General features: G+C 74.4%; 1 protein-coding gene. It reads right to left on the reverse strand.

Annotation, left to right across the window (positions count from 1 at the left end; all coding sequences use genetic code 11):
• Entirely contained in the window at positions 1 to 26466 is a 26466-nt protein-coding gene (locus tag ACFWSK_RS14410; RefSeq protein ID WP_383784851.1) for a lonely Cys domain-containing protein, read from the reverse strand.
• Between the last annotated feature and the right edge of the window lie 16 nt (positions 26467 to 26482).

Genomic DNA, 26482 nt, shown 5'->3' on the forward strand with positions numbered 1-26482 from the left:
TCACCCGTGTACTCCTTCGTCGTTCCCCGACCTCGTTCCGGCGGCCTTCCCAGCCCCTTCGGCCTTCTCTGCCTCCAACTCGGCCAGCAGCGCCCGGGCGTGCTCGTCCGGGAACAGTCCGTCGCGGGCTACCAGGGCACGCAGCTCCTCCTCGGTCAGCGGGTAGACGTCCCAGTACCTGCCCCAGTTGTTCACGTAGACCGAGGCCGCCGTGGGGTCGATCTCGTCCAGGGCGTGCTGGGCACCGGTCATCACCTCGTGGAAGCTGTGGTGGCCCACGCCGACCAGCACGCTCAGCAGTCCGGCCCTGATCAGGCCGAGGTCCACGGTCACACCCGCGAGCCGTGGGAGCCTGGCCACGTGCGTGAGGATCCGGTAGGCGCTGCCGGAGGTGCCGGTCAGCACGAGACCGGCGGAGTCCTCGGAACGCGCCTGGAAGTCGGCGGACATCGGCAGCGTGTGCAGCAGGCCGGCGGGTGACCAGAGCAGGGTCCCCTCCCTGACCGCGAGGAGCCGCTCAGCCGGGCTCAGTGCTGGCCGGACCTCGTGGGGCCGCAGCGGCGTCCGCAACAACTCCTCCAGCCCCTCCATCTCCTGCGCCTCGTCCTCGGGGTCCAGCTCCGCCGCGAGGAGTTCGGCACGCTCCTGCTCGTACCGCTTGAGCTGCTCGCTCGTGTGCCGGTCACGGCGCTCCAGCGCGATCACCGGGTGCGGGGACTCGACGCCTCCCAGGAGGTAGGGGACGAGTTGCCTGGCCACGCCGTTGAACAGGAACGTCACTCGCTCGCGCAGGTTGCCGGACTCCACCACCCGCGCGAGGTTCTCGTACGAGGTCCCGACCGCACCGCCGTCCTCCCCGCTGTCGCTGCCGAACAGCCGGTAGTCCATGCGGTTGTGCAGAGCGATCAGCCAGAGTGACCGCACGACCTTGCCGAACTCCGCGTTGATCTGCTCGTGCGCGCCCAGGTGCGCGGCCAGCCGCTGCTCGAAGTACTGGGCCTCCTGCGCGTAGCGGACGCGTGCCAGAACCCAGTCAGGCGCGGCGAGTTCCTCCGGCTCCAGCTCCGGCTCCGGCTCCGGCTCCGATGGGTCGGCGGCCGTCGGGCTGGTCATGGTGACCAGCGAGTCGACGAGGCTGGGCACCGGGGTACCCTCCAGGTCGGTCATGGCCAGCTCGGTCATGGCCGGATCAGTCGGGTACAGGTCGGCGAGGCCCGTCCCGGGCAGCTCGAAGTCGAAGCCGCTGACGTCGATGCCGTCCCGGGCCGACATGTCGCCGAAGACGCTGCTGTCCGGGTCGAGGACGTCCAGGAGCGACATGTCGGAGTCGGGCATGTCGGCGTCGGTCCCCGACTGCGCCACCGGCACCGGTTCCGTATCGGCCTCGGCGACTGGGGTGGGGTCCGTGGCGGGCGCGGTCCAGCGCTGCCGCAGGCCCAGGCCGGAGCGGAGCGTGTCGGCCAGCTCCGTGGCGGACGCCGGTGCGGCCCCGGTGCCGGTCCCCGCGCCCAGCAGGTGGCCGGCGACCCGGCGCACCGCGTCGCGGAACCCGTCACCGGCGTACCGGGAGTCGGTGGTGGCCGCGTGCGGCTCCGTCGGCAGCACCAGGAAGACGGCCGCGTCCCAGGCGCGGGTGGTGTCGGTCGCGGCCGTGCCGTCGGGTGCCGTGCCCGCGAAGTCGGCGTACGCGCGCGCCCACAGCCGCCGCGACGCGTGCGCGGCCACCGCGTCCATCGTGTCGGACCAGGCGCCGTGCTCCACCATCCGTACCCGGACCAGGTCCAGCGGCGACAGCGCGCCCGCGGGCAACCGGTCGTCGCCGCGCAGCGCCATCTCGGTCCGCTGGCCGGCGGAGAGCGTGATGCCCGCGGCCTCGAGTTCCTGTGGGCCGAGGGTCTCTTCCCCGGCGGGCCGCGGCGTGGCGGGCGGCAGGTCGTCATCGGTCAACTGGTCCGCGATCCAGCGGCGTTCGCCGACGTCCCGGGGGACGACCGGGGCCGCGTCACCGGCATCGGAGCCGTCGCCCCGGCCGCCCTCCCGCGCCGCGCCCAGCGCGTCCGGAGCGACACCCAGGGCCCACAGCCGCGCCTCCGCGTCCTCCAGTCGGCGGCGCGCCTCGTCGACCCCGGCCCAGGCGTCCGCCACCACCGTCTCGTCACCGCTGACCCGCTCCGTCGTCGCGGCTTCGGCGGCGGCCCCGCCGAGCGCGGTCAGCGCCCCTGCGTGCGCGTCCCAGGCGGCGTCGAGGTCCGTGGGAGTGTCGGCCGCCACGGCCGTACGGGGCGACTGCGCATTGGTCGCCGCCGCAGTGCCCGTGGTGCCGGAGCTGTCGCCCTCGGAGCGCGTGATCCGCCCCCAGCTGCCCGCCGTGGCCGGCTGCCCGTCCGGGCCCGGCAGCATCGCGACGGTGTACGTCCCGGTCGTCGGGTCGTGATGGAGCGTGGTGGCGCTGTGGGTGGCCCACCAGTTCCGGGCCGAGTTCCGGGCGCCCTCACCCGGGACACTGCCCTCCGCCGGCCGGGCGCCGGACGGCCTGCCGTGCGGCACCACCGCGATGACCTCTGCGTACCCGTCCTCGGCGAGCAACTCCGGGTCGCGGAAGACCAGTTCACCGAACTCGCGGGGCGGCACCGGTCCCTGCATCCGCAGCCCGCCGGCGTCACCGTCGGCGACGTACACGAAGGGCCTCGGACGGTGCGGGTCCGCTGTCCAGGGCGCGGGCTCGGTGCCTACGGGTACGAGCGTGCCGTCGGGCGCGTACCCGAGCAGTGTCACGACACCGGGGTCGAACGTGCCCTGCGGCCGGGATGTGCCGTCAAGCGCCCGGCCCCAGGCCGTGCCGTCGTCGTCCGTCAGGAGCCGGGCGGAGTCCAGCGCGCCCTGCTGCTCGAGGTGGTGTGCGGCCACCTCGCTCAGCTGCCACGGGTCGCGGCCGACGGCCGCCGCCTGCCGTGCCACGAGGACCGCTTCGCCGAACCGCGCCGGGTCGGGGGCGGGCAGGTGCAGCACCGCGGCGGCGAACGCCCCCGGATCCACATGGCCGGTCATCAGGGCGACCTTGAACGACGCCCACAGCAGACGCGACCACTCGGCCTCGCCCACCGGCGCGGAGACGTCGAGCCCGAGGACGTGCCGGGCGACGTTCTCGCGGTGGGGCGTGGCGGCGAGGTCCGCCAGCATGTGGACCAGGTGCGGCAGCGCGATCCAGTCGGTCAGGGGGCCGCGCAGCCCCGTGTCCCAGCGGCGGGCCGCCTCCGTCAGCAGGCTCCGGTGGCCGTCCGGCGTGAACTGCGGGGCCTGCCCGGGCGGGAGCCCGCCCCCGTGGTACCGGGTCAGGAGCTGCTCGTACAGGTCCAGGGTGAACGCGCGCGCGCCGTCGCGGCTCAGGTGCGGATCGGCCTCGCGCATCAGGTCGAGCGCGCCGATACCGCGCAGCAGCTCCGGATACTCCGGGGTCTCGTCGACCTTGGAGCCGAAGATCTGGCGCAGCGCCCGGACCAGCCGCAGGGTCCGCTCCCGCACCGCGTCGGGGGCGGGTCCTGCGCCGTCATGCAGCCCGGCGCCACGGGCCCGCCGGTCCAGCGCGTCCCCGGCCGGCTCCGGCCGGAACATCACCCACGGGTAGGCGCGGCCCCGCGCGTCGGTCTGGAGGCTGAGGTACGCCTCCTGGTCGCCGTGCCGTGGCGGAACGGCGGCGTTCATCAGGGTGGTCGCGAAGACCGTGCGGCCCGTCTCGGTGGCCGTGTGCTGGCCGACCGCGACGGCCGCGAGCGGGTCGGGCACGAACGGCAGCGGACCGTCGATGTGCAGCCCGTGCATCTCACCGATGCCGGGGGCCGCCGCCGCGTAGCAGATGAGCAGCACCACGGGGTGGTCGGGGGCGAGCGAGGCCAGGCTGCGGCGGCGTGCGAGCCTGCGGGCGAACTGCGGCCCGTCGTCGTTCCGCTCCCCCTCCGGGGTGTGCCACGTGACGGAGCCCGGCAGGCCGTGGTTGTTGGGGAAGTACGGTGCCGGCAGGTTGAGTTCGGCCCAGGGGACGGGGGAGGTGGCGCCCCCGGCGTCGTAGGCGGTGCGCTGGAGCGTGTAGGACGTGACCGTCCCCAGCCGGCTGTGCGTCAGCGTCCGCGACCAGCCACCGTCGTCCGAACCGGCGAGGTCCATCGAGATGTAGCCCGTGGACCGGTGGCCGTGGTGGGCGATGGAGAGAGCGCTGACCTGGTCCTCCACCGCGTCGGCGGGCGTGGTGGGCGCCGTGGCGGGCGTGTTGGCGAACCACTGGCCCCGGGGCGCCCGCTGCTCCTCGTCCAGCAGCAGGACCACCGAGCGGTCCGGGACGTCCGGGAGACGCCCGATCGCCGACCGGCCGGTGGTGGCCCACACCTCTCGGCCGAGCCGGTCGGAAAGGCCGCGCGGCAGGTCCAGGGACGCGGCGGTGGACCGGGCGACGTGGAGCAGCAGCGGCCCCGGCCGGCCCGCCAGGTTCCGGTCGAGGGCCATCAGCTCGTGGAAGACCCCGGGCGGTACGGGACGCGCGAACCCTCCGAGCCCACGCACCACGACCGCGTCGGGCCGGCCGCCGAGCAGCACGAGGTACGGGTCGGGGTGGCCGGGCGTGGGAAGCCACGGCGCGGGTTCGGGCCCGCTGTGGCCGGTCGCGCCGTCGGGCTTGCGCGAGATCCGGCCGGTGCTGCCCGGATCGAAGTCCGCCGGCAGGGGCCGGCCGAGCCAGTTCCAGCCGCGCGGCCGGCCCTGGGCGTCGGTGAGGCGGAAGTCCGGGTGGAACGCCCCGCGTTGGACCAGGTAGGAGGCGGACAGCGCGGTCAGAGTAGCGGCACCGGCGGTGAACGGGGCCGTCACCAGCCGTACCAGGGCGCCACGCGCGGCTGCGTTCACTGTGTCGGAGGGGTCGAACAGCAGCACCCGGCGGACCAGCGCGTCCAGGTCAAGGAAGCCACTGTGCAGCTCCGGGTCGGCCGCCCGCAGCCGGTCCAGGCGCTCCAGCGCCTCGGCGGCCCGCTCCCGGTCCACGCCGTTCAGGGCGCCCAGGCCGTACAGCGCGTCGAGGACCGCCGTGCGGTGGACCTCCGCCTCATGGGGCGATACCTCCTGGGGCGTGGCGGCGGTGCCCCGCTGCGCGGCGGGTGGGTTCGGCATCTGGGGAACCGGGTGGTTCGGCTCGGCGGCGACGGGCCGGGTGTGGACCGAACGGTGCGCAAGCGTGGCACGGGTGCCGGTGCCGGTCTCACCCGTGCCGGTGCCCGTGGCGGACTTCGGCTCCAGCTCGTCCAGGAGTGCCTGGGCGTGTTCGTCGGGGAACAGCCCGTCCCGCGCGACGTTCTCCCGCAGCTCCCGCTCGTCGAGTGGATAGATGTTCCAGTACCGGCCCCAGTTGTCCGTGTAGTCCAGTGCCGGGTCGTGGCCGGGTATGTCGTTCAGCGCCAGCTGGGCGCCGCGCATCACCTCGTGGACGGTGTGGTGACCCACCGTCAGCGAGATGGCCATCATCCCAGCCCGGATCAGACCGAGGTCCAGGTCGAGGCCCCACTGGTCCCGCATGCGGGCGGCGTGCAGCACGAAGCGGTACGTGGACCCGGCGGTGCCGGTCGCCACCAGACCGCCGGAGTCCTCGGAAAGCCCTTGGAAGCCGGCGCTCATCGCGAGGTCGTACACCGACGTCGCGGGCATCCAGGTCAGTCCGGCCTCGTCGACCGCGAACCGGCGCTCCGCCTCGCTCAACGGCGGACGCGCGTCATCCGGACGCGCCGGGCTCGCCACGGGCTGCGGCAGCTCCTTGAGCGCGGCCTGCTTCTCCGCGAGGGTCATGTCCGACGCCTGGATCTCCGTGGCGCGCCGCATGTACTCGGCGTAGGTCTCCCGCTGCCGCCGGCTCGGCCGCTCCTCGGCGATCTCCGGATGCTGCTCCTCGGCGCCGCCGAGCATCTCCGGCACGAGATCGCTGGAGATCCCCTCGTACAGGAGCGCCACGAGCTCCCGCAGGTTCCCGCTCCTCACCACCCGCTGGAGTGCCTCGCGGGACGTACCGACGACACCGGCCTTGAACTTGCTGGTGTCGCCGAACGTGGCCAGCGCGCGCGGATACCGCTGGCGCGCCGCCGCCCACGCGGCACTCGCCATCTTCCGGAACTCGGCGGTCACTGCCGGGTGCTCGGCCAGGTACTCGCCCAGCCGCTTGTCGAAGGCGAGGGACTCCTCGGCGTAGCGGATACGCGCCAGGACCCACGGGGGCGCCTCGTCGTTCCTGCGCTCCGGGCTCGCCTGCGCGGAACGGCCCGGCGGCCGGGACCTGGCGCGCTCGGGGGTGGGTACGGGCTCGGCGGCCGGGGGCCGCGTCGTGGTGGACTCGGCGGTCGCGGGCCGCCCGACCGTCGGCTCGGTGGTCGTCGCGGGCCCGGCGGTCGTCGGCCGCGCGGGCGCGGACTCCTCGGACCGGGCCGCTTCCTCGACGGGCGTGGTGCGCCCCGACGGCCCCGGCGGGACGAGGCGGTGATCGTCGATCTCGATCGTCACCACGCGCCCCCCGGCCGGGTCGGTGGCGCTGCGCACCCGCTTGGCGGCCTTGGTGAGACCGAAGTCCCATACCCCGACGCGCGGCCCGCTCAGACCGGTCTGGAAGGTGTCCAGAACCTGGGCCAGCCTGGCCGCGAGCGCCTTGGCGACGGCGTCCGCCCGCTCCTGGCCGCTGGCCTGCGAGCGGTTGCCGTGCCCGGTGAGGGTGACCCTCGGCATCGGCAGGCCGTGGGCCCGGTTCCACAGCCCCGCGCGTGCCAGCGACAGGGCCAGGCCGTCGATCGTGCCCTCCGCGCCTGCGGGGGTGGCGCGCTCCCCCTCCTCGAAGCGGATGGTCTGCTGGTGCCGGCGCGGCGCGTGGCCGTGCAGCACCACCGTCGTGAGCGGGTTGGCCACCGCGGGCGAGGAGTCGGACAGCAGCGCCGCGTTGATCTCGTGCGCCGACTCACCCGGCCGCCTGCTGTACGCCCGGAAGGACCACAGGTCCTTGCTGTCCATCACCGGCGCGGCGGCCCGGATCAGATCCTTCGCGCGGGAGCGCGCCCGGGCCGCCTCACGCACCGCCAGCGCGTGCTCGGGCCGGTTCTCGTCGAAGTACCAGGGCAGTTGCTCCGCCTGATGCACGTCGGCCAGGGCCCTGGCCACCCGCGCGAAGCCCTCCAGGCGGTCGGTCCCCGTCTGGTCCGCACCGCGTCGCCGCGCCTCGGCGAGGCGCTGCTCGGCTCCGCCGGCCAGCCGGGTGAGTTCGTCCTCGCCGTAGCGGTCGAGGTTCTCATCGATGACCTCGTCGAGGAGCCCGTCCGGAATATCGCTCCGCGAGTGGGTCTCGTTCTCCAGCGTGATCTGGTGGGTGCCGTCCTCGCTGGCCAGCACCACCTGCGCGAAGTGATACGGAGCGTGCGGGCCCACCCGGTCGCCGGGCTTGGCGTGGTTGTGCGTGAACAGCTGTGCGCCGCTGTCGTTCGTGGTGCTGACCGACTGGATCAGGTAGCCCTCGCCGACCCCCGCCCAGGCGTACTCGTTGACGCCGATACGCCGCGCGGCCGAGGCCAGCGGGGTGCGCAGCGGGTTGTCCTGCGGGGTGTAGCTCAGGGCGCGGCCGTAGCGCTCGCCCGGTGTGGGGGCGCCCACCACACCGCCGGTGAAGCGGTTGTCCCGGGCCGTCTGACGGGCGGCCCAGCGCGGGGTGACGTCGGTGGCGGAGCGCGTGCCCTCGGCGACCTCCGTCAGTGCCTGGGCCAGGTGGTGGGTTCCGGTGACCTCCCGGCCGTGCAAGCCGTTCACCGGGGCGGTCGAGAGGACATCTCCATCGGGGCCCCGGAAGGCGATGTGGGACAGCGGCGCGCTCGCCGCGCCGGCCACCATCTGGGCGAAGTCCCGCGTGAACGCGTGCTCGGAACCACCCGAGGCCGTCAGGAACTCCGGCTCCACCCGGAACAGCGGCTCGCCGTACGAACCGTCCTCCTTCGGCAGCAGCACGCCGGTCGACTCGTCGAGCTTCAGCCGGACCCCTGCCCCGGCAGCGGTCAGCCGCGTCGACGAGCGCTCGATCGCCGCGCGGGTGGCGTACACCTGCCGGCTGCGGCCGGTCGTGCCGTCGTCGGCCGCGAGCATCGCCAGCGTCCGGTCCTCGGAGACGTGCAGCGGCGGCCGGTCGGCCATGCGGATGTCCGCCTGGTCCTGGATCGGCAGGACCAGCGCGTCGGGGCCGGTGCCGGCCCGGACCTCCCCGACGGAACGCGGGAGCGGCTGGGTGAACAGGGCGCCGGTGCCGCGCTTGTCGATGACGCCGTAGTCCCGCGTCGTCAGCGGCCGGGGGCGGCGCCCCTCGATCTGCCGTTCGAGGACGGCCTGGTCGACCAGGCGGTCGAACTCCGCGTCCCCGTCGCTGCTGGACCGGTCGTCGTCGCTGTCCTGGCCGGACACGCTGTCCGTGTCGCTCCCGCTGCTGACGTCGCGGGCTCCGGGCAGGCCGCCTTCCTCTGGCGGGGCCGTCGAGGCCCATCCCGCTCCGGTGTTGCCGCCGTCCAGGTCCAGCATGAGGTGGCGGGTCCCGGCCGTCGGGTGCGTGGCCACGTCGACCGGCGCCTCGGGATACCAGACGCGGCGGCCCGTCGTGCCGGCGACGAGGGGCGCGAGAGTCGCGGCGTACTCCGGCGGCAATGCCAGGACGATGTCGGCGCCCCGGGGCCGCCGGGGGTCGTACGAGATGAGCATCGCCAGCTCGTCGGGGCTGTCGACCCGGAAGGTCCGCCCCGGCATGGTGATCTCGACGGCGCGGCCGGTCGCCCTGGCCACGACCAGGTACGGGTTCTGCCATGGAGCGGGCCGTGGGATGACCCGGCCCCGGCCACGCACGGCGTAGGACGCCGGCTCGGGGGCCGGCCGCCCCGCTCCGGTGAAGTCGCGCCCGACGGCGTTGCCGTCGTCGTCACGCAGCAGCGTGCCCTCGTCCAGGGCACCGCGCCCGGTCTCGATCTGCCGCTCGACGAAGTACACGGTGAGGTCGTCGGCGCTCGCCAGATCGTCCGAGGACGCGTCGAGCGCCAGTGAACCGAGCAGCAGGAAGTCCGCGGCGTCCGGCCGTGCCCCGCTCCCCATGTGCAGGACCTGCCGGGTGACGCGGTTCAGGCCGTCGCGCAGCGTCCGCGACGCCGGGTGCGCGTCCGCCTCCGCCCGGACCAGGTCGTACAGCGCCTCGGAGGTCTCCCGGAGCCGTGCGCGCGGAATGGTGCCGCGCTGAGGACCGAACAGCGTGTCCAGCCAGCCCGGTTCGGCCCAGCGGCGCTCGGCCCCATCGTCGGAGTCCGAGTCGGACTCCGACTCGTCGGTGTCCTCCGCCAGCGTGGGCAGCGCGCGTCCGGGCGGCAGCGGGGGCGGCACCGCTCCGTCCGGACCGCTCTCCGGCGAGGCCGCGGGGAGCGACACCGGGTCGACCCACACCGGCTCCCGGCGCTCCGCCGACGCATTCGTCCGCGCGTCGGCCCAACTCGTTCCGTCGGGCGCGGTGTACGGCGCGATGTCCCCGGCCACCGCCGCCCACAACTGGAGGTGGCGCGGGCGCAGACCGCTCTGCGCGAGGCCCTCGGGGGCCTGCTCGCGGAACGGGCCGAGCAGGCTCCCCGCCGCGTGGAGCCGGTCGGGGTTGCTCGCGTCGCGCGCCTCGTCGCGCAGGAACAGCTGATGCGCCAACTCGTGGGCGAAGTCCACGGGGTCGGCGTCGGCCCACCACGCCCGCTGGTTCATCCGCCGGTCCCGGCCGACGAGGTCGACCGTCAGGTGGGGGTCCTGGTCCGGCCCGACCGGCTCGACAGTGACGTGCAACCGGTCGCCGTTGGGCAGTGTGTGCCCCGGCCCGTTGTAGAACTCCTCCACGCCCTGGCGCACCCGCGCCATGACGGCGTCGGTGCCGGCCTGCCCGTCCCCCGGGCGGAGGGCGAGCCGCACGGTCAGGTCGGTGACGGTCTCGCCGCCGTGGGTGAGGCGCCGTACGTCGAAGGCCGATCGCACGACGATGCGCGGCCGGTCGTCGAGACGGGCGCGGGGTGGCGTCGCGGCCTCGCCGGACGTTGCCGTGGACGTGCGGGTGGAGCCGGCGGTCTCCTGGAGCGGTATGCGCAGGGCCGTGTCGGCGTCGTCTCCTTCCGGCACCAGATACAGGGCCGCGGAGTCCGCCACGACCCGGTGGGGCGCGGACTCCTGGTCCAGGTCCGCCATCACGACCGAGAGGGTGTCCATGTTGGCCACGCGGCCGATCCAGCCGCTGTCGCCCCGCAGGATCGCGCCCGTCGCCCCGTGGACGAAGTCGTGGCCGAACCGCGTCCACCCGCCCGGCGGTATCTCGTCCCCTCCGGGGAGCCTGATGTGTCCGGTGTCTGCGACCTCGTAACGGAAAGGTTCCGGGCGGGACTCGGCGGTACGCGTGTACGTGAACCACTGGTTCGGCCGCGGGCCCGCGGTGGCCGGTGCGTCGACCGTGGTCTCGACGGCTGCGGCCTTCCCCTTCCCGGTCACGGTGTCCGGTGCGTCGGTCACGCCCTCGGGGTCCTCGGGTACGTCGGTCGCGGGCACGTCGGCGGCGGACACGATGAAGCCCGGGTCGACGCCGCCGTAGCGGGGCCGCATGACGGTGACCGGGCGGCCGATAGGCCACTGCTCCGCCACCGGGTCGAGACCGTCGTCGCGCGAGCCGCCCGGCAGACCTCCCGACAGAGAAGCGCCGCCCGGACCGCGGGTGGCGACCTGCCGCGGTCCGCCTCGGTGATCGTCGACCGTGATGTTCACGGTCGCGGTGCCCGCGTCACCTGTGGAGGGCATGCGGCCGCGCACCGCGACCGGTTCCACGGTGAAGCTGTCGGCGGTGAGGTGCGGCTGCGGGGTGCCCTCCTGATACCCCGCGAGGGCCTCGGCCAGCTCCTGCCGGAACGAGGCCGCGACCGCCCCGGTACGCGCCTTGGTGAGGTCGCGGCCGATCAGGCGGGCGCTGCGCAGCCCGCTGATCCTGACGTCCGGCAGTGGCAGCCCGTTCGCGGCGTTCCACAGCCCTGCCCTGGCCACCACCTTGGCCAGATGCCGGACGGGGTACTTCGCGCCCTCGGGCGTGTGCTGGGCGTCCTTGGCGAAGGAGACGGACACCGGCAGTGCCTGCTGGCCGCGGAGCACCACAGCGGTGAGCGGGTTGGCCTCGGCGGAGGGCCCGTCGCCCAGCAGTTCCGCGTTGGTGTCGTGGGCCGACTCGCCCGGACGCTGCGCGTACATCCGCATGTACCACTGGTGCTTGCCCGGAATGACCGCTTCGAGCTGTCCGATGCGGAGCGCGGCGGCGCGGGTGGCGCCTTCCAGCGTCCGCTCGGCCGCGGCGCGTTCCGGTGAGCCCGCGGGCGCCGCCTGCGCGTCCGTCCGGGCCTGCTTCGCCCTGGCCAGGGCGAGGTTGAGGTCGAGGTGTCCGCGCAGCTCCGCGAGGTGTTCGTCGACACCCGCTTCCTGCTGTCGCTCGATCTCCTGGCGCAGTCGCGACGCGTTCTCCCGCAGCTCGTCCAGGTGGAGGGTGTCCAGGTTCGCCTGGACCGTTCTGCGGTGCCGGTGGTCGCGCACCGAGGCCCGCGCGTGGTTCTCCAGGGAGATCTGGTGACTGCCGTCCTCGCTGGCTAGGACCACGGTGACGAAGTGGTAGCCGAAGTGCGAGCCGCCGGCGGCATTCTGCGGCTTTGCGTAGTTCTGCTCGAGGCTCGGCCGGCCCTGGGCACCGGCTGCCGCGACGGACTGGACGACGTAGCCCTCGCCGATGTCGGCCCACGCGTGCTCGTTGACCCCGATCCGGCGTGCGGCGTCGGACAGGGCGTCGCGGCGGGGGTCGTCCGGCTGGTGGAGGCTCAGCGCGCTGCCGTACGCGCGGCCGGGCAGCGGACCGCCGTCGCCGCCGGCGGGCCGGTCGTCCTGGCGGACGAGGGAGGCCGCCCATGCCGGATCCGCCGATTCGGGCCGTACGTCGCCGTCCGCTACACGGCTCAGGGTGTCGGCGAGGTGGTGGGTGCCGGTGACCTCGGCCCCGTCGGACGCGTTGACCGGTGCCGTGACCGCCGGGCCGCTCCCCGGGGTGCGGAAGACCAGGTGCGACGTGCGGGAGCTGTCGGCCAGCATGTCGGCGAAGTCCCGGCAGATCTCCTCCGTGGACCGGCCGGAGCGGGTCAGGAAGACGGGTGTGACGCGGAACAGCTTCCTGCTGCTCCCGTCGGGGGTGGGCAGGATGATGCTCAGGTCCTCGTCGGCCCGCAGCCGCACCGCGAGGCCCGCCCGCGCCAGCTTGACGGAGGCGGTCGCGACGGCCTCCGGTGTGGCGAAGACCTGCTGCCCGTATGCCCCGTTCTCGACCGCGAGCGTGCGGTCCGGGGAGATCCGCAGGGCGGGCCGGTCGGTGACGAGCGTCTTGCTGTACTCCTGCACGGACATGGCGAGTTCGGGCGCGCTCTCCGTGTCCCTCAGCGCCCGCGGCGTCTGCCAGGCGCCCCGGATCCCCCCGGGCCTGCGGAACAGCACGCCTTCGCCGCTGTCGTCCACGACGCCGTAGTCCGTCGTGGTCAGTGGGACGGCCCGACGTGCCCCGATCCCGCCGCTGGGGTCGGAGTCGCGCTCGTACAGGCCGAGGAGGTCGTCGAAGTCGCCTTCGCCGTCGGCGTCCTGGCCCGGCCGGACGGAGTTCCACACCCTGCCGACGCCGTCCCCGACGGGGCCCAGCGTGATGCGGTCGGTGCCGGTCCGCCAGTCCGTGGACGGACGGGGGGCGTGCTCCGAGTACCAGACCCTGGCCCCGGTCAGGTCGGCGACGTGCCGCGCCAGAGACGCGACGTCCTGGTGCGGGAAGGCCAGGACGACGTCGGCGTCCGCGGGCCGCGCCGGGTCCCGCGCGACGAGCCGGGCGAACTCCCCGAGGTCGTCCAGCGTCAACGTGCCGCGGGGCGTGTTCAGCAGGACCGAGTCCCCCCTCTCCTGGGCAAGGACCACGTACGGGTCCGACCACGGTGCGCGCCACGTGCTCACCCGGCCGTTTTCGCCCTCCACCGCGTACGCGTCCAGGGGTGGCACCTGGTCGCCGGTGCCGGTCCAGTTCCGTACGGTGCCGTCCTCCGACACCAGTCGGGTCCCCCGGCCCAGGGCGGCGTCGTGCCGCCTCAGGTACGAGGCGAGGGCGTCCTCGTCGGCCAGTTCGGCCGGGGAGGCGCTGAGGGCCAGCGACCCGATGAGCAGGAGGTGCTGCTCACTCACCGCGGCGTCGGGGCCGAAGTCCAGCACCCGCCTGGTCAGGTTGTGGAGGGCGTCGAGGGCGCCGGTGGCCAGGGACGACGGCTCCCGGCCCCGCTGGGCGAGTTCCCGCACCGACGCCGCCGTGCCGACGAGCATCTCCGGCGAGTAGTCGTACCGGACCGCAGGTCCGAAGAGGAGGTCGAGCCATGCCTCGTGCGTGGAGTCGTGGGCGGCTTCCTCGTCGTCGGATTCGAAGTCGTTGTCGCTGTCGGAGTCGCTGGTGTCGTCGGAGTCGCTGGTGTCGTCGGTGAACCGGAACTGCGCCAGCGCCTCGGCCTCGGACTGCGGGGCGCCCGGTCGGCCGGACAGCGTGCTCAGCTCGTACGCCTCCTCCTCGCCCGGGAGGCCCGGTAGGCCCGGCAGGTCGTCGGCGGTCGGGGACGGGGGCAGCGGGACGGAGGCCGGGTCCTGTCCCGGCAGGGTCGGGGCCGGGGTCGGCGGCGCGGGCTCCGGGACCGGCGGGACGGTGTCGGCGCCCGTCGGGGACGTGACCCGCGTCGCCGGGATGTCCTGCCCGGTGCTGTCGTCCTGCGACCCCTTCTTCGGCACGGCCTCCGTAACCGGCGTTCCCGGACCGGGTGCCGGAGTGCGCGGGACCAGCGGGACGAAGTCGCCGCCGCGGCGGCGCAGCCGGACGTGCGGGCCGCTCTCGCCGGCGGGGCCGGGGTAGGTGTGCGCGGTGCCGTTCTCCTCGATCAGGGTGACGGTGGTGCCGGTCGCGGCGGCGGCCCACTCGGCGACCGCCCGGTCGGCCCCGCGGCCCCAGGGGGCCTCGGCGAGGTGACGGCGCAGGTGGCCTTCCAGGGCGTCCGTGCTCGGCGTGGGAGCCCCGCTGGGCGGTACGAGGGGCGTGGGCGCGAACAGCGGGTTCCGTTCGGCCGGCGCGCCCGGGAGGCCGTTGAGTCGCATCAGCCGGGTGGGCGACGACTCGGCGCGCAGCCGCAGCCTGGCGGCTTCCTGGCGGTCCACGCCGAGCTGGCCGGCGGCCTGACGCAGTGCCTTGGAGAGCGCTCCGAAGAAGCCGTTGCCGCGTCCGGCGGGCGTGCCCTGGGTGTAGGTGGCGCCGTCGGGCGCGGTGAGGATGCCGTCGCGGGCCAGGCGGTAGCGCGGGTGACTGCTGTCGGCGGGCGGCAGCCAGGGTGGGGTGGTGTGACTGCGGTGGACGGGTGGCTTCGCCGGCTGCCCGGTCGTGGTGTGCTCGGTGTCCGCGCCGGAGGTCCCGGCGGTCGTCGGGGCCGGCAGCGCGGTGGTGACCGGTGCCGGGGTGCCCGGCGGGAGGGCGGCGTGGAAGAAGCCGTCGGCGGAGAACAGCACCGGGTCGACGGCCGGATCGGTGGCGGCCGGGTCGACGCCGTGCGGAAGGAACAGCTGATCGCGGCCCTCACCGGTCACCACGGTCAGCGGGGTGCCGAGGACCCGCGCGGCGAGGGCGGGCAGCAGGTCGGCGCCGCCGTTGTCGCCGGCGCGGCGCTCGGGCGGGGCCGGGACGCCGCCGGGCTGTCCGGCGGCGGGCGGGCTCGGCTCGCTCGCGAACGGGCGGGACAGGGCGGCGGTCGCCAGCGCCACCCGCTGGTCCGGCGTCGGCCAGAGCGTCACCGGAAGACGGCCGAAGGCGTCGAACTCGGCTTGCTGGGCCGGGGTCAGCACCACGCCCGCGGCGTCCAGTTCGTCCTGTGTGAAGGTGTCGGCGACGTCCAGGGCGAGGGCGTCGAGCAGATCCTCGTTGCCGTCCTCGCCCAACGCCCAGGCGAGGCGGTCGCGGGCGGCGCCGATGGCATCGGCGGTGACCGCCGGGTCGTCGGGGGCGCCCGCGAACCGGCCGGCGAGGTCGCTGCCCAGCAGGTGGGACAACCGGCCCCGGACCTGGGCGGCGGCGAGCAGGGCGTGGAAGAACGAGGCGCCGTCGTGCGGCATGTCGTGCACCTCGCGCACCGTGGCGCCGTCCGGCGAGGTGAGGGTGCGCGGGGCGGAGCCGGTGCCTTCGGTGATCGCGTACGGCTCCGGCGCCTCGGAGCGCCATCCCGGTTCGGCGTACTCCTGCGACAGGTCACGCACCGGGACCGAGGCCGAACCCTGGTGATGGGCGGTGAGGCGGGACGCGGCGAGGTGCAGCCGGTGGTGGTCCGCGGCGGCGGTATCCGTCCGCCCTCCCCACAGCCGTGCCTCGTCGCGGGCTGCCTGCCAGGCGACGACCGCCGCGGACTGGGCGACGTCCCGCGGCAGTACGGTCGCCGTAGCGGGGTCGTCGTCGCCGAGCGCGGTCCGCTCCCCCGGGCTCAGGGAGAGCCATGCCTCACGGGCCCGCGCGCGGGCGTCGTAGTACTCCTTCTCGGCCGAGGCGAGATCGGCGGCGGCCTTGGCCATGTCCGCCCAGGCCGTGCCGACCTCGTCGGGGAACGTGCTGTCGTCCAGGAGGCCGTAGTCGCGGGCGATGTCCTCACGGAGCCAGACCAGCGCGGTGGTCTCGGCCTCGGCCGCGCGCGGTCCGCGCCTGGCCGTGCCGAGCGCGCGCAGCGGGCGGCTGTGGGTGATCCGGTGGTCCACCTCTGCCACCGCCAGCCAGCTCACCGGCAGCGCGAACAGCATGCTGCGGTCGGTGACGACCTTGAGATGGGTGCCGAGCGTGGTGTCCGCGGCGCCCTTGAGCGCGGTGCTGTCGTTCGCACCGCCGATCGGGACCGTGGCTCCGGGGTTGGTCACACCCGCGTTGCTGTTGCCGGCCAGCGGCGCGCTACCCACCGCGCCCTCGACGTTGTCCGTGATTCCGGCCTCCAGCGCGTCGGAGGTCTTGTGCCGCTGCATGGCCTCCATGCGGGGCTTGCTCTCCACCGCGAGCAGCCGCGCGCCGCGGCGGTGCATCCTCGCGTACAGGCGGGAGCCGGCGGTGTGGGACTGGCCGAACAGGCGCGCGGAGGACTGTGCGGGCAGCCGGGAGCCGTCCGCACCGAGCGCCTCGCGGAATCCGGCGGTCAGACCACCCTGCGAGGCGGCCTCCTGAAGCGCCTGCCCGGGAGCCGTGCCCAGGCCGGTGAGCGGAGTGAAGTGAGCCGTGCGCACGTGTGCGGCGAGGACCGTGCCGGTGTGCCGCTTACCGAGGTCGCTGTCGCCGAGGCCGTCGGCGCGGGCGGTGACGAGGGTCAGCGCGTCGTGCACACCGGCCGCGCCGCGGATGTCCACGGCGAGGATGCCGGAGCCGATCCGGTCGTCGAAGGGCAGGACGTCGGAGCCGTCTCCGGTCGTGCCGTCACCGGAGGTGCGCCAGGCGGCGATACCCTCCGGCCGGGCCTGGTTGGCCGTCAGCATGCGTACCGCGCGCTCCGGTTCGGGAACGTCCTGCTCGGTGAGCGCGCCGTCGTCGCCGTCGCCCACCGGGGTGAGCAGCCCCGCCGGAAGGATCTCGTTGAGGGTGCCGACCTGTGCGACGGCACGCGGCGGAAGCGCCTCACCGGCCACGTCAGTCATGGTGACGGTCAGGATGTAACCGGTGACGATCTCCGCGTGCGCCTGCGTGGTGGCGATGTTCGGCATCGCCGTGCTGCCGTCGGTCTCGGTCCGGTTGCTCGCCCGCTGCTTGGCCGCCGTGCCCTGGAGCGAGGGGCTGGCGACCAGGACACCGTCGCCCGCCGCGCGCTCACCGGCGCTCAGGGTGAGGTCGGCGCCGCGGTCCTGGGCAGCGCTGCCGGCCTCGTCGCGGGCGATGGTCCGGTAGTCCTCCAGCTCGTATCCGGTACGCAGCCGCTGCACGGTCGTGGTGACCGGCGTCAGCTTGAACCGGACCTGCCCGGGACTGCCCCCGACCGGTAGGTGGTGTGGGCTGGACCAGGCACGGTAGCGGACCGGCAGGCTCATCCCGTCGGTGGTCAGCTCGTGCAGATGGGCGCGCAGGAAGTCCGGCGAGAGCCGCTGCAGGACCTGCTCCCGGTCGTGCGAGGGTACGCCGGTCCTCTCCAGGCGCGGCAGCAACTGCTCTGCCGCCCGGCTCGCGTCGAGCTGACCGCTGGGGTGGGTCGGGAAGCGCCTGCCGCGCAGGAAGCCCGGCACCCGGTAGCCGCCGCCGAGGTTGCGCGGGGTGGTGGCGCCCAGGCCGTCCGGGGCGAGCCCGGCATCGATGGCGTCCTGCATCGGCAGGTGGAACATCACCGCGTCACGGATCCGTTGGAGCGCGGCGGCGGCCCGGCGCGGGGACAGACCGCGTCCGAGGCGCGCGGACAGCCGCCCGGCGGCGGAGCTGACGCGTGCCCCGGCACGGGTGCCGACCGTACCCATCGCGGCCGTCCAGCGGTCACGCACCGCCACGGTCTCGGTGGCGTCGGCGACCACCAGGTACATCCGCCCGGCGAAGGTCAGGGTGGTGTTGCGTCCTCGGGTGAGGGCGCGCGAGGCGCCGCGGCCCTTGCCCCAGGCGTACTGGAGCGCGGTCGAGTACGAGCCGACCACCGCCTGTTCGCCGTGGACCTGCTGCAACGGCATGTAGGCGCCCTGGACGCCGAGTGTGGTGCGCGAGACGGTGCTCGCGCTGCCGGCGACCCGGTGCTCGTTGCCGATGGTGCTTTCCAGGCTGGCCGGCTTCGGATCGCTCTTGACCCGTACGTTGTCCAGCTCACCGCGGATCGCGGCCTTCAGGTAGTGCGTCCGGAAGGGACCGGCGCCGTTGAGCCCCGTGATCCGGGAGCCGAACGGGCCGAGGTACTGGCCGAGTTGACCGGCCACACCGAGGTTGGCCATCGCCCGGCGCAGCGCGGTGCGCACCGGTGCGCCGGGCGCGCTGACATGCCAGGACGTGCCCGAGGCGCGGTCGGCGGTGTCCTGCATCAGCTGCTGGCGCTGCGGACCGCCCTCGGCGCTGAGCACCACGTGCGGGGCACTCAGCAGCCGCCGCACGAGCCGCCGGTCGTCCGAGTCCGCCCCGGGCGGCGGGAGGGCGCCGTCGAGAAGCTGGTCCGCCTCGGCGGCGGAAAGACGCTGCGGCACGGGCGCGGGAGCGGGTGCCGTGCCGTCGGCGGGCTGGTCGGTGGGGGCGTGACGGTCCGAACCGTGCGCCGATGGCACGGCGAGCTCGACCCGCCCCACGGTCTCTGTCCCCCGGCTGAACAGCGGACGGTCCTCGACCTTGCTGACGAAGACGCCCGTACCGAGCAGACCGACCGACAGCAGCCGGGCCCAGCCGCGCGGGCGGCGATGGCCCTCGAAGGAGGCGCCGAGTTGCACCTGGTAGCTGTAGAGGTCGGCGCCGCTCTGGAACGTCAGGTGGTCGTGGGCGACCGTGACCGTGTTCCGGGTGGCCTTCTGGTAGGTGCGGGCGTAGCGGGCGCCGACGGAGACGTTGCCGGCCCGGCGCGGCAGGTTGGGGCCGGTCACCTTGTCGTGGTCGCGCGGCGAGATGCCCACCTCGCCACCGGCGGAGTAGGTGCTGGACTCCTGCTGCCCCTGCCCGGACACCTCGTTGCCGATCACCGCGTTGCGCAGTGACCGCTCGCTCATGGTGGTCTCGAACCGGCGGTCGGTCAGCCGGGCCCGCAGGATCAGCGTGTGGTGGCCGCGGCGCACCTTGCCGTCCTCGGTGAGCGTGACCGGGACTCCGGTGGTGGTCAGCTCGTCCAGACTCTGGGTCAGGGTGGGACGGTTCAGCGCCTCGCGCACCTGCCGGTCGTTGTGCAGCGCGGTCCGCAACCGCCCGTCGCCGTACCAGAACCGGGCCAGCCGGGGATGCCGCAGCATCAGCGGCGGCACGAACATCGACGGGTACGAGCGGTGCAGGGTGTCCAGGACGGCGTCCGTGAAGACCCGAATGGGGTCCTGGGGATCGGTGCCGTCCTGCGGGGCGGGCGGCTGCTGGGTCGCGGGCGGTGTCTGCTGCTCGGTCGCCGGAAGAGTCTGCTGCTGAGTAGTGGGGGGCGTCTGCTGTCGGGCGGCGGGCGGCGTCTGCTGCCCGGTGGCCGGCGGTCCTTGCTGTTCGGCGGCGGGCGGCGGTGGCTGCTGAGTCACCGGCGGCTGCGCCTGGGCGCGTGCCTGCGGGCGGAAGCCCTCCGCGCGGACCTGGCCGCCCAGGTGCACCGGGTCCTCGCGGGTGAGATACCACGGCACCGGCGGCTCGGCATCCGGGTTCGGTCCCGTCCGGCCGGGCGTACGGCTGTCCCAGCCCGCGAGCCGGCGGGCGTCCTGGGTGGAGATCCAGTCCAGGCTGACCACCCGCACCGGCCGGGCCGCGGACGACGGTTCACCGGCCTTGCGGACCATCAGGGTGCGCTCCACCTGGTAGAGCGCCGTCGGATGGTTGCGGACCCGGCCGGTGACCTTGCGGGCCGCGTCGGTGCCCAGGTAGTGGCCCCGCCCGGCGGCGAGGTCCGTGCGGACCAGCGGACCGCCCTGGAGACGCACGTCGGTCTCCGGCCCGGCAAGGGTGTAGTTCGGCCCGGCGGTGATCTGCAACCCGAACCGGGTCTCACGCACGTGACCGCGCTGGTTCTGGTACGTGGTCTGGGTGAGGTCGCGCACCTCCGCCTTGACCGACTCGGTGACCAGCACGGCGCGGTGCGGCACCGAACGCTCCACGACCAGATGACCCAGCGGGCGCTGACCGCTGCCCTGGGTCAGCTCGGGCCCGCTGACCGGCCCGGTGAGCCGCCCGAACAGCCCGAGCAGCCTCCCCGGGCGGACGTACGAGACCAGTGTGCGGTGCGCCGAACTACCCGGTCGCGCGCCGGAGATGGCGAGCGCGATGTCCTCCGGCGGGGCCGTCAGGTACAGGCCGGTGGAGTCGGTCAGCCGCGGCTCGACCCCGTCCGGGAAGGTCAGTGTCTCCGGCGCCCGGCGGGGCCCCGTGAACGGCACCGTGAGATCGTCCGGCAACCGCCAGCTCAGCCCGTCCCGCATGCCGAACTCCGCGCTGTGCACCTGGGCGCGCCGCCAGCGCGGCCCCGGCACGGACGGGGCCGTGGGACCGGTCGTCCGGCTGTCCGTTCCGGCGGCCTCGGGCGCCTCGGTGACCCTTTCCACCCGCACCCGGTAGTGGACGTCGTCCAGGTGCAGGTGAGAGCCCTCGTGGGCGCGGTGCTCGGCCTGGTGGTACGCGGAGGTGCCCTGGGAGTAGTCCGTCCTGCGGCTCCAGCCCAGCGAAGCACCGATCTTCAGCAGCCAGTTGAGCGGCGGGCCCATGCCCAGACCGGCAGCGATCCGGCGCCCGAAGCCCACGCTGCGCCCGCCGCCCGTACCGGCCTGCCCGCGCCGCATCGTGTCCAGCCGGACCGTGGCGCCGCCCACGTCGGAGAAGCGTTCCCAGCGGTGGTACGGGATGGCTTCGACCGTCATCTCCAGGCCGACCCCGGACTTCTCCCGGCCGACGATGCGGGCGCCGCGAGGGGCGGTGAACGCCGAGGGCTGGTCGGACAGCAGTCGCAGCAGCTCCGCCTCGTCGAAGCGCGCACGCACCGTCGCGGGCAGCTTGTCGAGGATCTCCCGTGCCGCCAGCTCGGGCGAACGCAGGGTGAGCACGCCGGGCCCGGTGAGCAGCCCGGTGGACGAGCCCTGCGGCGCCCCTTCCTGGACGGTGTCGCGCGGGTCGGCTCCCGGCCTGATCAGGACGGCGGGCAGCCTGCTTCCGTCCTCGAAGGTGACCGTGCGCGGCGCGGGCCCCGGTGGGCGGGCGTCCTCGCCGGTGAGCAGACGGACCGGGCGATGCCGTGCGAGCTGGGTCTCCAGCGGCACCGGGTCGCCCCGGTCGGGGGTCTCGGCACCGTCGGGACCGGTGATCCCGGCCATGCCGCGCAGCCACTCCCCGAACGGGTCGGAACCGTCCGGCTCCTGGGAGACCAGTGGCGCGACGCGGGTGACCGGGGCCGGCTCCGGGGTGGGCACAAGGGCGTCGTAGTGGTCGGTTCCGTTGTACGCCAGATGCAGGGTGCCGCCGGTGCCCCCCGGGTGCAGTTCGGAGACGAGGGGCATGTCCGGCGCCGACGGGTCTGGCCGCACGAGGCGCAGATCGAGGTCGAGGGTGTGCGCCAGCACTTCCGGGAGCAGGTCGGCGAAGGGGGACGACCACAGGCCGGGGTGCTCCGCGGCGGCGGCGAGCAGGCCACGCCCACCGAGCCGCCGCGCGTCGGCGGGGGTGGGCGCCACCTCGGCGAGTTGCGGGTAGCCGCTGTCGGCGAGGATCCGCTGCCACCGGCCGGGGTCGCCGTCGGTGACGACCTCCTGCGCGAAGCGGTTCCATTCCTCGGTCGTCCGGCGCTGCTCCTCCACGTCGTCCACGCCGGCCAGGGCGCGTATCCGCAGGTCGTCCACCACGGTGAACACCGGGTCCGGTACGGCCATGTCGGCGACGGCACCCAGCTCGGAACCAGTGACGCGGTCGCGCACCAGACGGCGCAGCCCGGCGATGTTCCGCGCGGCCCACGCGGGCGGCACGTCCCGGCCGCGCGCGCTGTCGAGCACCGCCCGGAAGAGGCAGTTCCCGTCGCCTCGGACGGCCACCCGGCGGAAGGCGCGACCGTCCGCCCGGACGAGGTCCACCAGGTCGGGCGTCGTCCCGGTGCCCTTGCTGAACAGGGTCAGGCTCTCGGCGAGGCTCTCCGGGCGGCCCGGCACGGACGCCGGGTCGTGCAGGCGACGTGCCAACTCGGCGGTGTCCTCGGGACTGAGGGCCAGCTCGGACAGGGGCAACGGTGCGTCCGACAGCGACCAGACGACCTCCGCCGACGGCGCGTAGGTGAGTCCGCGCACATCCTCCCGAGTGACCGGCGTGCTCGGAGACAGCTCGGGCGGCGGTGGGGGCAGCAACTCGTCGAGCGTGGTGCCGGGCCCTGCACCGGCCCGCAACCCGGCCGCCGCGCGCAGGAACGCGGTGTACTGCTCGGGAGTGGGGTCGGCGGGCGGGTCAGCGGTGGCACCGGCCGCCGGGCCGCCGGTCGTGGCGCCGGTCGTGGCGCCAGTGGTGGTGTGCCAGTCGGTGACCATCCGGCGCAGCAGGTCCGGGGTCATGCGGCCGTCGCCGTAGCGGGCGGCGCTGGACGCGTCCAGCCAGCGCAGACCGTCCACGTAGGCGAGCCCGGCGAGCAACTCCCGGTTCTCCGGTCGCTGTTCGGCGTCCGGGCCGAGAGCGTCGCGCAACGTACGGATCTGCTGGAGAGTACGGGCGCGGGCGAACGCATCGGCGGGGCCGGGGCCCGCGTGCAGACCGGCATCACGCGCCGACCGGTCCAGGTCCCCGCCGCTGGGCTCCGGGGTGAACAGCCGCCACCTACCCGGCCCGTCCGGGCCCTCGGCGAGTACCGCGCGCACATCGCCGTCCCCGTCGCGGGCCGTGCCCACCTCGGTGGTCGGCGCGTACACCGGCCGCCCTGTCCGGTTCGCCACGTGCTGAGCCACCGGCAGGCCCGCGATCTCAGGCTGCCGTCCGGTCTCGCAGGAGAAGAGCACGAGCGGCCGGTCCTGATCGCCGTCCACCGCCCAGGACTTGAGCACCTCACCCAGCTGTACACCGCTGACCTTCACGCTGGGCCGCGCCGAGTCGTCGGTGCCGAGCGTGACGGTACGGGGAGTGCCGTGTCCGACGAAGTAGTCGGCGCCCCGTTCGGTGCCCGCCCCGGGGAGCGGGGCCGGCGGACCGGTGAACACGGTACGGAGGGCGGGCTGTGCCGGCTCGTTCTCCGCGACGGAGTCCGTCCGCGGTCGCGGGGGTACGGAGGGGGAGGCGGGGGAGGTGGGGGTGGAGACGGTGCGTACGCCGCGGAAGATGTCCTGGCCGAGCAGCGCCCTGCGCCCCGCGTCGCGTGCCGTTCCGTCCTCGGCCGGGCTCTGCGAGATGGTCAGCGTCCGGACGGCACGGCCCGGTGGGGGCTGCACCGCCGTGTCCGGCACCAGGCGCCGCACCTGGCTGAGGGGCACCGTGAGGCCGTCGAGGGTGACGACCGCCGGCTCGCTCGTCGGCCGCCGGGACCCGTTTCCGTTGCCGCCGCTGACACCGCTGTCAGCGGGGCGTACGACGATCCGGGCCGGTGGCGGGGGAAGTGCCACGGGCGGTGTCGCAGGGTCGGTGTCCGGTGTGGCCGACGCGGGCGGGGGCGGTGCGCCTCCGTTCCGTGTGCCGTGTCCTGAACCGAGGCCGGGGGCCTGTCCCCCGGTCCCGTGGCTGCCGGTGTCGCCTTCGACCGACTCCAGGTGCAGCTCGGTGGCCGGCTCGGTCCAGGGGCGCGATTGGGTGGCGGGCTTGTCCGGGGCGGGCGCGGTGGTGTCAGTGGATTCCAGGCCGGCTCCGTTGCTGTGTACGTGAGTCGCCTTCTCCGGGAGCGGCACTTTGGTGGGTGCGGCCGTGGAGGTGACGACCGGGGCGCTGTCGGTCGTCGTCACGGTGCTCTGGGTGGCGGGGCGGGCTGTCGGGCCGAGGGCATCGGCGAGCGGCAGCAGCACGTCCGCGCCGGGGAACGTGGTGTCCGTGCTGCCGTCAGCCGCCCCGGCGGGCGTCGGGCCGGAGAGCGGGCGGACCCGGACCGGGGCGCCCGGCCCCTCGCGGGTGAGCTCGACGGCAGCGCGGACGGTGCGCCCCGCCCCGTCCGGCGCGACTGCGGGCCCGAACACCACGGCCCGGTCGGTCCCGGCCCCGTCCAGCAGTCCGGCCGCCTCCGGCGACCCCTCCCCCGGCGGCGGCACGGCCGAGACCACGATCGTCAGCGGCGGTGCCTGGAGGGAGTCGGGGTTCCCGGGGCGCGTGGATGCGGACTTCGCCTCGGTTGTGCCGCTGCCCTCACGTACGTCGCTGGTGTCGGCGAACGAGCCGATGGTGCTCACCTTCGTCGGCGCGGTGGCGGGGTCGACGGCCGGAGCGGTGGTGTCGACGGCCGGAGCAGGGACGCGCTCTCCGGCCTCGGACGTGACGTCGGTCCTGGCCGGGTCGCCCGATTCCGGGGAGAGGGGGGCTTGCGCGGAGTCGTCCCTTGCGGTCGGCGAGCCGTCCACCGAGGCTGCGGCCTCGGGGGTGCGGGCGCCCTGCGGCGACGTGGCGGAGGGAGCTGGGCCACCTCCGGAGGTGGGGACGCCGCCCGGCCGGCCGCCCCCCCCGCCCGGGGCGGGGGGGGGGGCGGGGGCGCGGGCGGCGGGGGGGGCGCCCGCCCCCACGCCCCCCCCCCCAGCCCCCCCGGCGGTCTTTGCGGCGCCCGCCCCCGCGGCGGAGGTGGCGGGGCCGGGGGCGGCGCTGGGAGCGCCGTCCCCTTGGCCCGGCACCGTAGCCGCAGGGGCGTTCTGTCCGGCGGCCTCCGCCGAGGAGCGCTGGACGTCACTCTCGGACGGCCCCTGGACGTTGCTCTTCGAAGACTCCTGGGCGTTGTCCTCCCGGGGAGTCAGAGCCGAGCTGATGGGGGTGTCCACGGTGACCTGCGTACCGAAGCCGCCGAGGGCGCGGCGGACCTCGTCCGTGTCGACCTGGGTGGCGGGGCTGCTGCCGGCGGGCACCACTCGGACCTCGGGCAGCTGCGACAAGGTGCCGTGCAGGCTGTCGCGGACACCGATCTCGGTGCCGCCGGGCGACTGGGCGCCGCGCACGGCGGCGAGGTCCCGCAGCGCCTGCTCGCGGACCTCGGCGGGACCGTGGTGGACCTGCTGCCAAAGCTCGTTTTCCGCGGCGGTCACAGGCAGCACGCCCGGGGAGTACGGCGGCGGGTCCAGGGTCGTGTACGGCGGCGGGTCCAGGGTCGTGTACGGCGGCGGGTTCTCGGAGAAGGCGGGCGGGGCCGACTGGCTGCCGGTGACGTCTCCGTGCCCGGTGGTCCGCGGGGTGACCGGCGGGGGCGAGGTGAGGCCGGGGCCGCCGCCGCCCGTGGTGTCCGTGCGCGAGGGACCGTCAGTGCGATCGGGGCCGTCGCCGGAGCGCGAAGAACCGTCGGAGTCGCTGTCGTCGCTGGAGACCGTGGGCGGCTGGTGGCGCAGCTTGTCGATGGCGTGGCGCAGTTCGGCGGCGCTGTTCACGGCGGTGTCACTGAGCGTGGCCTCGACCTGGCTGCTGATGCCCGCGCCGACGAAGGTGGACCAGCTGGTGGACCAGTCGCCGTCGAAGGCGCCCTTGATCAGGATCTCGGCGAGCGCCTCGCCGGAGCCGGCGGCGAGGAAGTCGGCCGTCCCCTTGATCCCGTAGTGCCCGGCCAGCGCACCGGGCCGGTCGGCGTTGTCGCGCAGGAGCTGGTTGTTCCGCCACAGCTCGGTGTTGTTCCGGAAGGAGAGCGGGTTGTTCCGGAAGGTGACCGGCAGGTTGTTCGAGGGATTGGGGCCGTTCCCGTACGGGGTGGGGTCGGGGCGGTCGTTGAGGAGTTTGTCGCGGTCGGGGTTCGGGGTGGGGCCGGGGTTCGGCCAGGGGTTCGGGCCGTTGTTCGTGAGGTCGAAGTCCGGGTTGTTCTTCAGGTTGGGGTTGTTCTTGAAGTCGAGGTCCGGGCCGTTCTTGAGGAAGTTGTTGTCGTAGCTCCTGACGATGCTCCTCGCGACGTCGTCGAAGACGCTGGTGAGGAAGCCCGCCGCGGCGCCGAACGCGGCGGACTTGAGGACGTCGTTCCAGTCGATGCCCTCGGGGCGGCGGCCGTCCGGGGCGAAGTTCATCATCGCCAGCCGCACCGCGAAGGTCGTGAACGCCTCGGCGAACGCCTCCGTCAGCGAGGGCGCGAGGTGCAGCCGCTGGAGCAGATGGCTGAGCGTGGTGAGGATGAAGAACCGGCTGCGCATCTTGGCCAGCATGATCTGGCTGGCCGAGGCGCCTCCGGTGAAGAAGGACAACGCCAGGTAGATGGCGATCTCGATGAGCAGCCGGATGATCTCGGCGATGACCTGCCACTTGGACTCCATGATGTCCATGGAGGTCTTGCGCCGGCCTTCGGCGATCTTGTCGAGCTGCTCTGCGAAGTCGCGCAGGTAGTTCTTGCCGCCGTCGTCGATGAGCATGCCCATCGCCTTGCCGTATGACTTGGCGAGGTCGTCCGGCATGGACTCGCCGATGTCGTGGATCGACTTGTCGATCAGCGAGGACAGCTTCTCCAGCTTGCGGCCCAGGCCGGAGTAGGGCCGCCAGCTGTCGAACGCGAGGTCCTCGTCGGCGTCCATGAGCCTCTCCCCGGTGAGGATGAAGATCATCGCGTTGACCTCGGGCGACACCTGGATGCTCAACGGGGGCCGTCCTGGA

Origin of the sequence: Streptomyces sp. NPDC058620, assembly GCF_042717135.1 — a bacterium.
GTDB lineage: Bacteria > Actinomycetota > Actinomycetes > Streptomycetales > Streptomycetaceae > Streptomyces.